The 16,738-nt window shown below is 33.9% G+C and carries 9 protein-coding genes; 8 read left to right on the plus strand and 1 reads right to left on the minus strand.

The annotated features are described in order from the left end of the window. Positions 1-83: 83 nt before the first annotated feature. Positions 84-2,324 (minus strand): ATP-dependent helicase, encoded by a 2,241-nt coding sequence (locus tag EI427_RS03795; RefSeq protein ID WP_126611789.1) that lies wholly within the window; start codon positions 2,322-2,324, stop codon positions 84-86. Positions 2,325-2,628: 304 nt separating this feature from the next. Between EI427_RS03795 and EI427_RS03800 the strand changes: the two genes are divergently transcribed. From EI427_RS03800 to EI427_RS03835, 8 genes are all read left to right on the plus strand, one after another. Next, positions 2,629-3,201 (plus strand): YqgE/AlgH family protein, encoded by a 573-nt coding sequence (locus tag EI427_RS03800; RefSeq protein ID WP_126611791.1) that lies wholly within the window; start codon positions 2,629-2,631, stop codon positions 3,199-3,201. A gap of 94 nt (positions 3,202-3,295) precedes the next feature. Next, entirely contained in the window at positions 3,296-5,335 is a 2,040-nt protein-coding gene (locus tag EI427_RS03805) for a M3 family metallopeptidase (RefSeq protein ID WP_126611794.1), read from the plus strand. Between the two features lie 86 nt (positions 5,336-5,421). Next, positions 5,422-5,748, plus strand: coding sequence for a HesB/IscA family protein (locus tag EI427_RS03810; RefSeq protein ID WP_126611796.1), 327 nt, complete (start codon positions 5,422-5,424; stop codon positions 5,746-5,748). A gap of 118 nt (positions 5,749-5,866) precedes the next feature. Beyond that, positions 5,867-7,753: a 7TM diverse intracellular signaling domain-containing protein gene (locus EI427_RS03815; protein ID WP_126611798.1), complete on the plus strand. Its 1,887-nt coding sequence runs from the start codon at positions 5,867-5,869 to the stop codon at positions 7,751-7,753. Between the two features lie 318 nt (positions 7,754-8,071). Continuing rightward, on the plus strand, positions 8,072-11,194 hold the full coding sequence (locus EI427_RS03820; RefSeq protein WP_126611800.1) for a SusC/RagA family TonB-linked outer membrane protein: 3,123 nt from the start codon (positions 8,072-8,074) through the stop codon (positions 11,192-11,194). Between the two features lie 14 nt (positions 11,195-11,208). Then, positions 11,209-12,846: a RagB/SusD family nutrient uptake outer membrane protein gene (locus tag EI427_RS03825; RefSeq protein WP_126611802.1), complete on the plus strand. Its 1,638-nt coding sequence runs from the start codon at positions 11,209-11,211 to the stop codon at positions 12,844-12,846. Between the two features lie 25 nt (positions 12,847-12,871). Beyond that, positions 12,872-14,284 (plus strand): PKD domain-containing protein, encoded by a 1,413-nt coding sequence (locus tag EI427_RS03830; protein ID WP_126611804.1) that lies wholly within the window; start codon positions 12,872-12,874, stop codon positions 14,282-14,284. Between the two features lie 76 nt (positions 14,285-14,360). Beyond that, positions 14,361-16,718, plus strand: a complete 2,358-nt coding sequence (locus EI427_RS03835) for a glycoside hydrolase family 3 N-terminal domain-containing protein (RefSeq protein ID WP_126611806.1) — start codon at positions 14,361-14,363, stop codon at positions 16,716-16,718. Positions 16,719-16,738: the final 20 nt, after the last annotated feature.

The raw sequence follows: 16,738 nt of genomic DNA on the forward strand, positions 1-16,738 counted from the left end.
GAAGTTACTAACAAAAAGAGACGTTAAAAATATAACGTCTCTTTTTATAAATATTACAATATATATCTTTCGTTTAAAGAGGATTAATCTTCTATGATCATCAACTTTGCAAAAGTTAATATTAATGTTTTTTTGCCTACTTCTTCGAACGATATATCAGCTCTTTTATCAAGCCCTTCTTCAGAAATCTTAACTACTTTGCCATCTCCAAATTTCATGTGCCTAACAATATGTCCAACAGATAAATCTTCTGCCTTTGAGGGAACAAAAGGTCTGTCATCTTTAGGTTTTACTGCTTTCTTAATAAAATTAGATGGCGCCTGACGTAAAGAACGGTAATTAGAGAATCCAGGTGTGTTACCCGGGCCAAGATCATCACTAATAGAATTTCGTTTCATGCTGATATATTGAGGAGCAATCTCATCAATAAATCTACTTGGTTCGCAAGAAATTTGTTTACCAAATCTATAACGTTGTAAAGCGTACGTTAAAAATACTTTGATTTTAGCACGTGTTATGGCAACATAAAATAACCTTCTTTCTTCTTCTAAATCTTCTCTTGTTTCTAACATCATTTGAGAAGGGAATAAATTCTCTTCCATACCAACAATGTAACAGTAATCAAACTCAAGACCTTTAGACATATGAATAGTCATTAGGGTAATTGCATCGCTCATATCTTCTTTTTCTGAAGATGTAATTAATGAAATTTCTTCTAAATAGGTTCCTAGTTTTTTATCTTCTTTTGACGGGTCATCAGCAAAACCTTGAATACCATTAAGGAGTTCTTGAAGGTTATCGTACCTATTTTTTCCTTCAGGTGATTTGTCTTCGTATAATTCTCGGAGAATACCAGAACCCTTCGCAATAAATGAAGCTACTTCAAAGGCATTCTTTTGTTCCGTTTGCATTTGGAAAACCTTGATCATGTTGGCAAAGTTTTCTACTTGAGTGGCAATTCTACCACCAAAGAAGCGTCTTATATTAGAGACAACGTCCCAGATTCCAAGTTTGTTTTCTGCCGCTTTAACAAATAAATTATTGACAGTAGTTGGTCCAATCCCTCGTTTAGGATAGTTGATAACACGTTTAAAGGCCTCTTCATCTTTAGGATTGGTTACAAACTTTAAGTAAGCAATCATATCCTTAATTTCTTTTCTTTGGTAGAAAGATAGTCCACCAAATATTTGAGCTTTAATAGAAAGCTTAACAAGGGCTTCTTCTAATGCTCTAGACTGAGAGTTGGTACGGTATAAAATAGCAATATCTTGAGGATTGATACGATCCCTCATTATTGCTGTCTGAATACTTTGTGCAACAGCTTTAGCCTCATCTAAATCAGATCCCGAACGTATAACTTCTATTCTGTCCCCAATTCCATTTTGGGTAAAAGTACTTTTTTCGAGTTGGTTTTTATTGTGTTTAATTACCGAGTTGGCAGCTTCAACAATAGTCTGCGTAGAACGATAATTCTGCTCTAGTTTAATTACTTTTAATTCAGGGTAATCTTTTTCAAAATTTAGAATATTCTGAATATTAGCACCACGAAAAGCATATATAGATTGTGCATCATCACCAACAACACAAATATTTCTATTTTTTGCAGCAAGTTTACGCGTAATATAGTATTGAGAGATGTTGGTATCTTGAAACTCGTCAATCATCACAAATTTAAACTTGTGCTGATATTTATTTAATACATCAAGGTGCTGATGGAAAAGTACATTTGTATTAAAAAGGAGATCATCAAAATCCATAGCATTAGCTCTAAAACAGCGAATTGCATATTCTTTATAGATTTCAAATATTTTAGGACGCCCTTGTGCTTCATCTTCAAGACGCATATCGTTATTTGCCTCATAAGAACGCCAAGAGATAAGATTATTTTTTGCTGATGATATTCTACTTAAAACCACATTTGGCTTGTATAGTTTATCGTCTAACTTGTAATCTTTAACCACACCTTTGATTACAGATTTAGCATCTTCTGAATCATAAATTGTAAAATTGGATTGGTAGCCTAATTTATCAGCTTCAAAGCGTAAAATTTTAGCAAAAACAGAGTGAAAAGTACCCATCCAAAGGTTTTTTGCTTCATCACCAACAACATCAACAATACGCTCCTTCATTTCTCTAGAAGCCTTATTTGTAAATGTAAGCGACAAAATATTAAACGGTTCGATACCATTTGCTATCAGGTGAGCAATTTTATACGTTAAAACTCTTGTTTTTCCAGAGCCGGCACCTGCAATAATCATCATAGGGCCTTCCATATTTACTACAGCTTCACGCTGAGGTGGGTTTAATCCTTCTAAATAATCCATCTTCTCTTATATCTCTCCAATTTTTGTGATGCCAATTTACAATCAGTTTGTTACTTTTTTATACAATTTGGCATTTTTCGTTAAAAAGTTACGCAAACATTTTCCAACAGTAGATAGTTATAACTTCGAAAAATGGCAATTGTTGGTTTTTTGACAGAAAATGATTGCACATTTCTAATTTTCTTTCATTTTTTTTTGCTTTTCACAATGATATTTTGAAATTAAGGTTATTAAAATTTCTTAAAAGAAAATCAGTTTAATTATTTATCAAAGTAACGATGTTGAGTTAGAAAACGATTTTGTTATGGATTTCAGTATCAATTTTGGACAGCGTCCTATAGAAAGTGGAGATTTATTACTCTCCGAACCATTTTTGAACGATCAACACTTTGGTCGAGCGGTTATTCTCATGTGTCAACATGATGAAGAAAAGGGCTCCTTTGGTCTAATTATTAATAAGCCATCTATGGTTACGATAGAAGAAGTGGAGAGTCGACTTTCAATAGATAGTCCAATTTATGTAGGAGGTCCTGTAGAGCAAGATACGCTGCATTATATTCATAAATTTAAAGACATAACGAATACGGTACCATTAAAAGATGGTTTGTATTGGGGTGGAAATTATGAAGAGATTCAGGCTTTGAATGCACAAGGTAAATTAACCGATACAAATTGTAGGTTTTTTATGGGTTATGCAGGTTGGACAGACCAACAATTAAGAGCAGAACTGAAAGAGAATTCTTGGGTAGTATCTAATGCTAGATTGAAAGATATTTTAGAACTACCAGCTGATGATTTATGGAAAGAAACCCTCCAAGAGATGGGAGGGAAGTACAAAGTATTTGCTAATGCTGCAAAGAATTTACGTTTGAATTAGATTATTATTATTGATACAACGATATTGTATAGCCTTTAGCTCTTGAAGTTAAAGGCTATCTTTTTGAGAAAACTAAAAAACAAATACTATAAAGATGAATAATCCATTATTACAGTCATTTACAGGGGCTTTTGGGACCGCTCCTTTTAGCGAAATTAAAGAAGAGCATTTTATTCCTGCATTTGATAAGGCAATAGAAAAAGCACATGAAAATATTAAGAAAATTGAAGAAAGTATTGATTTTCCAACTTTTGAAAATACAATTGTAGCATTAGAGCATTGTTCAGATCTTTTAGGAAAAGTTAGTGGTATATTCTTCAATTTGAATTCAGCGCAAACAAATGAGAAAATTCAGGAAATAGCGCAGAAAGTTTCTCCAAAATTAAGTGCTTTACATAACGATATTTTATTGAATGATAAGATTTTCAGTAAAGTACAATCAGTTTATAAACAAAAAGAAGTTTTAGATTTATCTGTTGAAGACGCACGTTTACTTGAAAAAACATATACAGATTTTTCTTTGAATGGAGCAGAATTATCAGCAGAAGAAAAAGATAAACTTAGAGAAGTTGATTTAAAACTATCAACATTATCGTTAACGTTTGGAGAGCACGTGTTGGCAGCAACTAATGCTTTCCAAATGGTTGTTGAAGACGAAAGTGAATTAGCTGGTTTGCCTGATGCAGTAAAAGAAGCAGCAGCAATGACAGCAAAAGAAGTAGGCGAAGAAGGAAAGTGGGTGTTTACACTCCAATATCCAAGTTATATTCCATTTATGACGTATGCTGAAAATAGAGCATTAAGAGAAAAAATGTTTAGAGCATTTGGTTCTAGATGTTTTGATGGTGGAGAATATGATAACCAAGAAACAGTAAGAGAAATTGTTCTTTTAAGAAATCATAAAGCTAAAATTTTAGGATTTGATTCTTATGCAGATTATGTATTAGAAAAAAGAATGGCTCCTTCTCCTGATGCAGTAATTGATTTCTTAAATGATTTACAAGCAAAAGCTCATCCTGCTGCAGAAAAAGAAGTAGAAGACGTTATTGCCTATGCAAAAGCTCAGGGGGCAGAAGAAGTAGAACGTTGGGATTGGGGATTTTGGTCAGAGAAATTAAAGAAAGAACGTTTTGCTATAGATGATGAGGCACTAAAACCTTATTTTAAATTAGAAAATGTGCTGCAAGGAGTATTTGATGTCGCACAGAAATTATATGGTTTATCATTTACTAAGCGTGAAGATATTGAAGTCTACCATGAAGATGTTGTTACCTATGAAGTAACTGATGAAAATGGACGACATATTTCTGTTTTTTATGCAGATTTCTTCCCTAGAGCAGAAAAAAGAGGAGGGGCTTGGATGACATCCTTTAGAGGACAATCTTTTATTAATGGAAAGGAACAACGTCCTCACGTTTCTATTGTTTGTAATTTCACAAAACCAACAGAAACAAAACCATCATTATTAACCTTTAATGAGGTAACAACTTTATTCCATGAATTTGGGCATGCATTACACGGCATGTTGGCAGAAGGACACTACGAGAGTTTAACAGGAACATCTGTTTACTGGGACTTTGTTGAGTTGCCATCTCAGGTATTAGAAAACTGGTGTTTTGAAAGAGAAACATTAGATATGTTTGCAAAACATTATGAAACAGGAGAGGCTATTCCGCAAGAAATGATTGATAAAATTAAAGCAGCAGCAACTTTCTTAGAAGGCTATCAAACCTTAAGGCAGGTAAGTTTTGGGTTGTTAGATATGTCATATCATAGACTTGCAGACGGAAAAGTAGCAGATGTGTCTCAGTTTGAAGAAATGGCGATGTCTTCTACTTCGATAAAATCATTACCAAAAGTAGATGGAGTGAACATGAGTGTAGCTTTTTCTCATATCTTTCAAGGAGGCTATGCAGCAGGTTATTATTCTTATAAATGGGCTGAAGTTTTAGATGCAGATGCTTTCGAACTTTTTAAAGAAAAAGGCATTTTTGATAAAGAAACAGCAAACAGTTTTAAAGAAAATGTGTTATCAAGAGGAGGGATAGAAGATCCGATGGAACTTTATAAACGCTTTAGAGGTCAAGCTCCAAAAGTAGATGCTTTGTTAAGAAGAGCAGGTTTATTGAAGTAGTTTTGAAAAAAATGTAGTATCTTTGCAGATATTACAAAAATTGTTTAAACAAATAAAGGTAGTTCTTTATTTTAAAGATATAAATTATGATTCAAGTAACAGATGAAGCTGCAAAGCGCATAATTGATTTAAGAGAAGCAGAAGGTCGAAGTGACGATCAAAATGTTCGTGTATCTGTTAAAGGTGGTGGTTGTTCAGGTTTAATGTACGACTTATCATTTGATGCAGAAACAAAAGATTCTGATGATATATTCGAAGATAAAGGCGTTAAAATATTCGTAGACAAAAAGAGTTTACTTTATTTAGCGGGAACAACTTTAGATTTTTCTGATGGTTTGAATGGCAAAGGATTTCAATTCGTGAACCCTAATGCTAACAGAACATGTGGATGTGGCGAGAGCTTTTCAATTTAAATTAAAAAATTATCAAGAAAGCTGTTTCAGAAGTGGAACAGCTTTTTTTATCACTAGCGTTTTTGAGGTTTTAGATCTATTGTGTAGTACTATTTTGTCCCAATCATTTATTTAAATAATGAAACTATCCTTTATAAAACTATCAATAGTATTTATTTGTATGCTTTCTAGTGCCTTAATGGCAAAGAATACAAATAATATTGTTGAAATACCCATGTTACAGCAGAAGGTGTTTATTCCATCCTCATCAGTATTGGTATTAAAAGATCCTTCAAACGAAAAAACTTTAAAACAAGTAATTGCAGATTCCTTACAATTTGAATCTCTATCTAAAGACATGATATTTTTATCTGATGAAGCAGAGTTCTTCTGGGTAAAAGTACAATTAACTGGTAAAGCACTATCAAAAGATAGGTGGTTATTCGAAATCCCTGATAGTCATTTAGGTAGCGTAACTGCATTTATGAGTGTTGATGGTAGACCTACTGTATATTTAGAAGCAGCAGGTTATGATCATAAATTCTCAAAGCGTAAGTATCAACACAAAAATATAATCTTCCCTATAGATAACATTAATGTTAACAATGGAGGAGTTGTAACGATTTACTTGAAATATGAATCAAAATTTAGAAATGTTCTTTTTTATAAACTCAGTAAAGTCAATACTTTTCTCTCTTATTCAAATACAGAATATTTATTGTTGGGGCTATATTATGGAATTTTAATCTGTCTAATCCTGTCTAGTATTCTCTTATATTTTAGTATTGGAGAAAAGACATTGATCTATTTAATTGGATTTCTTTTAACAAGTATACTTGTAGGTTTAACAGAAGACAATTTAGGTTCTCAGTACTTATTTGTAAACCAGCCAGAATTAAATTACCTATTGATGAAGTATGCCTCTACTTTGAGTATGCTTTCTATCGTTCTCTTATCGACCCACTTTTTAAAGATGCGAGAGAAGTATTTTAATGCATATATATCTATATGGGCGGTTACAATAGTTAATGCACTTTACTTCTTGATATTTAAAGGAATAAATGTATCTATTTGGTCTTTACCTACATTCTTAATTCCATTCATTATAATATTTATTTATTTACTTAAAGATATCAAGAAGGAAGAAACCAAAATCACTTACTTTCTTATTGGTTACGTTGTAATACTCTCAGGACTTACCCTTCAAGTATTACGTGTTTATGGAATATTTATTTCTGATAACATCATAGTTGTTTACGCTTTTAATTTAGGGCTCCTTTTAACAGGATTATTTATGACACTTTCTCAGTTTGAAAAATTTAAAGTACTAAAAGAGGAAAAAGAGAAGGTACAGCTACAGTTAATTGAAGATTTAAAAGTACGTGAAAAAGTAATTGAAGATAAAGTAGTAGAACGTACCAATGAGATAGCAAAACAGAAAGAAGTTATTGATGTAAAAAATAAAGAACTTGAATGGGTTAACGACGAATTAAACAAGCAAAGATTACAGATTCAAAGCCTAAATAAAAAGCTTACCGTAGAAAACGAACAACTTATTGAAGATGTAGGGCATTTAGAAACAGCAAGGGTTTTAATGCAAGAAGTAACTTTTGAAGAGTTTGAAAAAATGTTTCCTTCTGATGAGATGTGCTACAATTATTTAGAAGAAATTAAATGGAAAGAAGGTTTTACTTGTAAAAAATGTGGAGGAACAGACTACGCTAAAGGTACTGGCGTGAATTCTAGAAGGTGTAAAAAATGTAACTATAATGAATCTGTTACTTCTGGTACTTTATTTCATAGGTTACACTTCCCAATTCAGAAAGCATTCTATATGGTGTTTATTGTTTTTTCTAAAGATGGAGATATCTCATCTACTAAACTTTCAGAAATATTAGAAATGAGACAGAATACTTGTTGGAAGTTTTCTAAAAAGATTAAGGAATCTATAGAACTCAAAAAAGAGGTATTAGGATCTGAAGATTTACTAAAACAAAAAGGTTGGGAAGAATTGATTTTAAATTAAAAAGGTTGCGCTTTTTTAGATTTATTAAGCGTTTGAATGTTAAAATTACATTTTTTTAAATGATAAAGAATCTTAGTGTATCTGATACGCTTTATATCTAAGTTGTTGATTTACAGATATAAATGACTATTTTTTTTAAGTGATATTTTTTTTTGGACTAAACAGTGCTGAATTTGTGATTTCGAAAGAATAAGTTGATGTTTGAATTGTAAAGAATACACGACGTCAAGTATTAACTACAGTTTTATAGTAAAGTAAATAAGAAATCTATCGCAAAACTTATTTAAAATCTATTCTATCGCATTTTAATTTTTTGAAATGAAATCACTTCTACAATCAAAACAACTAGTAACCTTATTTTTAGGTGCTTTGTTGTTTATGTCAGCGGGCTTAGTCTCTGCCCAAGAACGTATCGTTTCTGGTACAATTACAGACTCAAAAGACGGAAGCGCTCTACCAGGTGTAAACGTAAAAATTAAAGGATCAACAACAGGTACAATCACCGATTTTGATGGTCAGTTTAAACTATCTTTAGATCCAGAAGCTTCAGAGATTATTTTCTCTTTTATTGGATATACTGCAAAAACTGTTTCAATAGGACAGCAAACTACATTTAATATTAAATTGGATGAAGACGTAGAACAGCTAGAAGAAGTAGTTGTTGTAGGTTACCAAGTTCAAAAGAAATCAGTTGTAACAGGTGCAATTGCATCAGTTAAATCTGAAGACATTACACAAACTCCTGTACAAAACGCAGCACAAGCATTACAAGGTAAAACACCAGGTGTTCTTGTAACTCCAGTTTCTGGTCAGCCAGGTGCAGGTATTGACATTCGTGTACGTGGTACAGGTTCTAACGGTTCTAACTCTCCGTTATACGTAGTAGATGGAGTACAAATGGATAACATTAACTTCTTAAACCCTAATGATATTGAATCTATTGAAGTATTAAAGGATGCAGCTTCTGCAGCAATTTATGGTTCACGTGGTGCAAACGGTGTTGTTTTAGTTTCTACTAAGAAAGGTAAAGAAGGAAGAACAATCGTTTCTTACGATGGTTACTATGGTGTTCAAGAGCCTTGGAGAAAAACTCCATTGATGAATGCTAATGAGTATATGATGTTCCACAACGAAGGAGCAATCAACGCAGGTAATGCACCAGCATTTTCAGCAGATGAAATGGCTAAAAATACTACAGATACTAACTGGCAAGATGAAATGTTCCAATCAGCACCAATTCAAAGCCATAACGTACAAATGGCAGGTGGTACTGAAACATCTCAATTTATGGCATCAGTTGGTTATTTTGGTCAAAAAGGTATTGTAGCTCCAGAGAAATCAAATTTTGATAGATATACAATTCGTTTAAATTCTTCTCATAAGATTTCAGACTATTTTAAAGCAGGTTCAAATATCACTTTCTCTAGAGAAGAAAAGGCAGGTATAAATGAGCAAAACCAATTCGGTGGTGTTTTACAGAATGCTTTATTGCATGACCCACTTACAACAGTATGGGAAGATGATGCAACAAAAATTCAAGAATACGATGCATTACCAGTTAGACCAGCAAATAAAGATGGCCGTTACTATGGTATATCTGATAGAGGTTTAAGAGAAGTTGTTAACCCAATGGCACGTATTAATAATACATACAGTGAAGATGCAAGTAACAAATTCTTAGGAAATATTTTTCTTGAAGTAACTCCAGGTGTTAAAGGCTTACGTTTTAGAACAGATTTTGGTGTTGATGTTGGAAACTGGTATAACAGAGGTTACAATCCAGAAGCATATTATAATGAAGTAAATCAAGTGGCAACTTCTGGTGTTAACCAACAAGCTGGTAACTACTTTACTTACCAATGGGAGAATATATTAACATACGATTTAGATCTTGGAGAAGGTCATAAATTAAATTTCTTAGCAGGTACTACATTACGTAATAGCTCAGGAAGAGATCAAGGTTCTTCAAGAAATAACTTACAAATTCCAGGATGGCAATATGCATGGGTATCTAATGGTGCTGATGATGAGACACAGAAAGGATGGGGTGGTAATTGGGAACACCGTTTAGTATCTTTCTTTGGAAAAGTTGATTACAACTACAAAGATAAATACCTTTTAAGTGGTACAGCTCGTTACGATGGTTCATCTAACTTTGGACCTAACAATAAATTTGGTTTCTTCCCTTCGGTACAAGCTGGATGGATTGCATCTAATGAAGAGTTCTTGAAATCTAGTGATGTTGTTAACTTCTTAAAACTAAGAGCTTCTTGGGGTAAAGTTGGTAATGAAAATATTGGTTCATTTGGTTACTTAGAATTATTTGGTAGCACACCTTCATATCCAATAGGTACAGCACAAAACATGGTACCAGGTTATGGTATTACTAGAATGTCTAACCCAGATTTAAAATGGGAAGCAGCAGCAGAAGTTAACATTGGTATTGATGCTGGTTTCTTAGACGACAAAATTACAACTACTTTAGATGTTTACTCTAGAGAGCGTCAAGATTTATTAGGAACACAACCTGTACCTGGTTTCACAGGTGTTGGAGGTCCTTTATATAACTTAGGTAGTGTAACAAACAAAGGTATTGAAGCATCTGTTACTTATTCGAAAAGAGACGGTGACTTCCACTTTGATATCACAGCAAACGCTTCTTATAACGATAATAACGTTACAAAAATTGCAAACGGTGATGGTAAAATTTACGGTCCTGGTTTATTCCAAACTGAAGGTCAGTTAATGATGGAAGAAGGACATGCACTTCCTTACTTCTACGGTTTCAAAACTGCTGGTATCTTCCAAAATCAAGGTGAAATTGATGCTCACGCAAAAGAAGGTAACGCAATTCAGCCAGATGCTCAACCAGGTGATATCAGATATGTTGATATTAACGGTGACGGTAAAATTGACAACAATGATAGAACAGATATTGGTAACCCAGTTCATGCATGGATGTATGGTCTTAACGTAAGAATGGATTACAAAGGGTTTGATTTCTCAATGTTCTGGCAAGGTCAAGCTGGTGGTCAGTTAGTAAACGGTACATTACGTAACGATTTAACTCAAGGTCAAAATTACCCAGTTCGTTATTTAAACCGTTGGACGGGTGAAGGAACAACAAATGAATTCCCTCGCTTTACTTACGCTGATAACAACAAGAACATGACAAGGTTAAATGATATGGTACATGTTGAAGATGCTTCTTACTTAAGATTAAAGAACCTTCAAATTGGTTACACATTACCTCAGCAACTTTCACAAAAAGCGGGTATGAGTAAATTAAGAGTGTATGTATCAGGTAACAACTTAATCACTATTACAGATTACTCAGGTATGGATCCTGAAGTAGCACATGGTGGTTCTTGGATCGGATTCGATAATGGATCTTATCCACAAGCTAGAGCTTACCTACTTGGTTTAAATGTTACATTCTAAGAATTGATTCAACAATGAAAATTAAACATATATTAATCGCAGGTGGTCTTGCATTGGGTTCATTATCAATGACATCTTGTGCTGATTACTTAGAGCTTCAACCAACGAATGCTCAAACTTCAGATACTTTTTTCAGATCTTCTACAGAAGCAAGACAAGCATTAGTAGGTATCTACGAGAAATTACGTTCAGATTACAATGGTGCTCCTAACAGTACACCAATGTTTGATATGGCAATGGGTGATGATGCTTATGTTGGTGGAGATCCATCTGGTACAGATATGATTTACTACCAACAAATGAGTAAGTTCCAAGCGCAAACAAATAACGAAGCTGGACAAGCAGCTTGGAATAAATGTTTTGGTGGTATACAGAGAGCAAACACTTTGTTAGCCAACTACGATAAGATTGAGTTTACTACAGCAGAGACTGAAATTCAATCTCAGTATAAAGGAGAGGCAACTTTCCTAAGAGCACACTACTACTTTGAATTAGCTCGTTTATTCGAGAACATTCCAGTATTTACTGTTCCTTTAAGTGGTGATGAGTGGAAAGCAGTAGAGCAATCTACAGTAGATAATACATATGCTACAATTGCTAAAGACATTATGGATGCAATTCCATTAATGGCAACAGCAATTCCTGAAGGAGAAGAAGGACGTTTAAATCAGTTTGCAGCAAAAGCAGAATTGGTTAAAATCTTTATGTTCTACACAGGTGTTTATGGTAAATCTGAACTACCTGTTTTAGACGGGACTGCAATTTCTAAGGCGGATATTATCACAATTGCAGATGATGTGATCACTAATTCGGGAGCTACTTTAGCGACTAATTACGAAGATCTATTCAACCAGAGTGGTAACTACAATAAGGAAGTTTTATTTGAAATTCCTTTTGCAAACACAGGTTCAGGTGATTGGGGAGACTGGTCTTACGGTAGCATTTTCTGTCAAATGTCTGGACCTAGAGGGTACAATACAGATCTTCTTGCTCAAGGCTGGGGTTTTACTTCTCCTTCAAGAGAGCTAGAAGCAGCTTATGAAGCGAATGATTCACGTAAAGCAGCAACATTAGTATATGCGAAAGATTTGATTGATTTAAGTGGTTCTGTGTATCAAGCACAGTATAACTTTACCTCAATGCATTCTAACAAGTATACAACACATGGTTGGAATAAGGCTACGGTTAATGTTGAGTTAAACTGGGCACAAAATTATCATTACATTCGTTTAGCTGATATCTTATTATTAGCAGCTGAATTAAATGTGACAACAGATGCAGGTAAGGCATTAGGATATTTTAACCAAGTAAGAACTCGTGCTGGTTTAGCACCAAAAGGAGCAATTACTATAGTTGATATCCAAAACGAAAGAAGAACTGAGTTAGCATTAGAAGGACATAGATACTTTGATGTTTTACGTAGAGGCTTAACAGCAGCAGCAGCGGAACTAAATGTAACAGGTTATACATTAACTCCTCCAACTGATACCGATCCATCTTATGTAGATGATAATGGTAATAATTTAACTGGAGATGTTGGTAAAGCAGATTCTTACAATGTATCATTCGATGCAGCAAAAAGAGGTTTCTTACCTATTCCACAAGTTGAAGTAGATTTACATTCAATGTTAAAGCAAAACGCTGGTTACTAATCTCAACTATTTAGATTTTACGACAATGAAAAAATATATATATTCATTCTTAAGTTTAGTTGTTCTTTTAGGAATGACAGCTTGTACTGAAGATAAACCAGATGTAGGACCAGCGCCTACATCTGATGATGTAACGTTTACTATGCAGCCTACTGCAGATAACCCTAACATCATTGAATTTACAAATACCACTTCTGGATCAATTGCTTATTGGTCATTTGGAACTGGTGCGTCAGCTAAAGGAGATCAAGTATCTGCAGAGTATGCTGTTAAAGGAGATTATGAAGTAAGTCTAATGGTAGTTACTAAGGGTGGTCAAGCGACTTCAACTCAAACTATCACTATAGCAAATACAGACTATGCTTTACTTAATAGAGCTGATTATAATTTTCTAACAGGTGGTGCTGATTCATTGAATGGAAAAGGTTGGAAATTTGATAAAATGACTACTGGTCATATGGGTATTGGTGATCCAGCTGAATCAACACCAAATTGGTGGGCAGCTAATGCTTTAGATAAAGATGGTAGAGGTGCTTATGATGATTTGATGAGATTTAACTTAAATGGCTTCAAGTATGATCTAACTAATAATGGTGATACCTATGCTAAGAATTATGAAAGAGACTTCTTTACTTCTAGAGGTGGTACATTAATTTCAGAGGATGATGATGATACTTGGGCAATCACTTTTGATGATCAATCTAATTGGAATTGGTCAATATCTGAGCGCGATGGAAAGAGTTACCTTCAGTTTAGCGGAGATGGATTTCCATCATGGCAAGTTGGTGGTTCACAAGAATATGAAATTCAAACTTTGAACGAAGATGAATTATATTTACGTACAATTGGTGGAGATGGAAATGCTTGGTATTTAGGATTTATCCGCGAAGGTTATGAAAGACCAGTGGTTCCTCCAACTCCAAAGCCTTATGAATCAAATGATTTATTTGATACATTCATGGGATCATCATCAGACGTTTTAAACCTTGTTTCTGATGCAGGTTTAGCATTTACTGATAATTTCGAATTTAACGCTTCTCCTGCAAGTCCATCACAATTTGTAGGTAAATATGAAAGAGTATCTGGAGATAATCCATGGCAAAACCTTCAATCTGAATTACCATTTAGAATTGATTTAACATCAAGAGCTGTGTTTAAAATGAAAGCTTATCTTCCATCTACAAATGATTATTCTGGAGATTTAGCTCAGACAGTAGTAGTTAAGCTACATGATTCATTGCAAGGAGGAAACTCTTGGCAAACACAAGAACAAGTTGTTCACACAATAACACAAACTGATACTTGGGTAGAGTTAACATTTGATTTCTCTGCAGTATCTTCAAGAACTGATTTTGATAAAATTATTATCCAAATTGGAGGAGAAGGACATCAAGTACCTGGTACATTCTATATCTCTGATTTTAGATTAGAACAATAAAAACTTATTATATAATAGCTAGAAGAGGTAATCTTCTTCTAGCTATTTTTTATTTCCCTTTTTGAATAATCAATCGATGAAAAATATTTTTGTAAAAGGACTTGCAACAGCGGCTCTTTGTTCTGTACTTTATGGATTTAATTCGCCAGAAGTTCCTCAGAAACAAAAAGAGAATATTGAAATAGTAATGAATAGTAACTTATCAATTGAAGAAAAAGTTGATAAGATATTAATGCAGTTAACTTTAGAGGAAAAAGTGGGTCAGATGACTCAGATAACTCTAGATGTTATTACCAAAGGAGAGAATGTATTTGTAAGTGATGAGCCTTTAGAACTTGATAAAAAGTTACTTGAAGAGGCTATCAAAAAATATAAAATTGGGTCTGTATTAAATACAGCCAATAACAGAGCTCGTACTCCTGAAAAGTGGAATGAAATCATTACACAAATTCAGAAGGTAGCTATGAAAGAAATTGGAGTTCCAGTATTGTATGGTGTAGACGCAATTCACGGAACTACGTATACGGCTGGAGCAACATTTTTTCCACAACAAATTGGTATGGCAGCAACATGGAATCCTGAATTAAATCGTCAGGGTGCTTCTGTAACTGCTTATGAAACTAGAGCTAGTTCAATTCCTTGGGATTTTTCACCGGTTTTAGATATGGGGAGAAACCCAGCATGGCCACGTATTTGGGAAACATACGGCGAAGATGTTTATTTAACTTCTCAAATGGGTATTGCTGCAATTGATGGTTACGAAGGAAAAGACAATGATTTGTCAGATCCAACAAAAGTAGCTGCTTGTATCAAACACTTTATTGGTTATGGTAGCGAACGTTCTGGTAAAGATAGAACACCTTCATACTTGCCAGAAATTGAATTAAGAGAGCATTATTTACCTTCTTACAAAGCTGCAATTGATGCAGGAGCTCATACTATTATGATCAACTCCGGAATTATTAACGGAGTTCCAGTTCATGCTAGTTATGAGATGTTGACTAAACTTTTAAAAGAAGAACTAGGCTTTGAAGGTTTAGTAGTGACAGATTGGGCAGATATTGAAAACCTACACAATAGAGATAAAGTTGCTGTATCGCATAAAGAAGCAGTAAAACAATCTATTAATGCAGGGATTGATATGTCGATGGTTCCTTATAACTTCGATTTCGCTCCTTACCTTATTGAGTTAGTGAACGAAGGTGAGGTACCAATGTCAAGAATTGACGATGCGGTAAAAAGAATATTAAAAGTGAAAATGGAATTAGGCTTATTTGAAAAGCCTGCTCCTAAAAAAGGAGATTATCCTAAATTTGGAAGTAAAGAGCATGAGCAAGTTGCTTACAATGCTGCTTCTGAATCGATCACTTTATTAAAGAACGATAAGGGGATTTTACCTTTATCAAAAGATTCTAAAATTTTAGTAGCGGGTCCTAACGCAAACTCAATGCGTACATTGAATGGGGGTTGGACATACTCTTGGCAAGGTGAAAAGACAGAAGAATTTGCTCAAGATTACAATACAATTTTAGAGTCTGTTCAAAATGAATTTGGAAAAGACAATGTGAAATTTGCTTCTGGAGTAGAATATAAGCACGATGGTTTATATCACGAAGAACAAAATATTGATATTGATGCAGCAGTAAAAGCAGCGGAAGGTGTTGATGTAATTTTACTTTGTTTAGGAGAGAATACATATACAGAAACTCCTGGTAACTTACACGATTTGTATATTTCACAAAATCAAAGAAAGTTAGCAGAAGCTCTTGCAAAAACAGGAAAGCCTGTAGTGTTGGTATTAAATGAAGGACGTCCTCGTTTAATCTCTCAATTTGAAGGTGATATGTCTGCAGTTGTTCAGACTTTTTTACCTGGTAATTTTGGTGGAGATGCTTTAGCTGATATTTTATCAGGTGATGTAAACCCAAGTGGTAAACTACCTTATTCTTACCCTATGTACCCTAACTCATTAGGAACATATGATCATAAGCCGTCAGAAGCTTCTGAAAAAATGGAAGGTATGTATGATTATAATTCATCATTGCCATTCCAATACCCATTTGGATTTGGTTTAAGTTATACAACTTACGAATATTCAGATATTAAAATTTCTTCAGAATCTATTCTTCCAAGTGCAGATTTTACAGTATCTATTACAGTAAAAAACACAGGTAAAGTAGAAGGTAAAGAAGTTGTACAGTTGTATACAAAAGACCTTTATGCTTCTATCACACCAGATAATAAAAGGTTAAGAAGATTTGAAAAAATCACACTTAAGCCAGGAGAATCAAAGGTTGTTACTTTTGAATTGAATGGAAAAGATTTAGCTTTTATTGGTGCTGATAATAAGAAGCTTGTTGAAGCTGGTGATTTTAAATTAATGATTGGAAATCAATCAAAAGGATTTAAAGTTTCAGAATCAATTTCATTCTAAATAGAAACACTATTAGAGAC

Source organism: Flammeovirga pectinis, from assembly GCF_003970675.1.
GTDB lineage: Bacteria > Bacteroidota > Bacteroidia > Cytophagales > Flammeovirgaceae > Flammeovirga > Flammeovirga pectinis.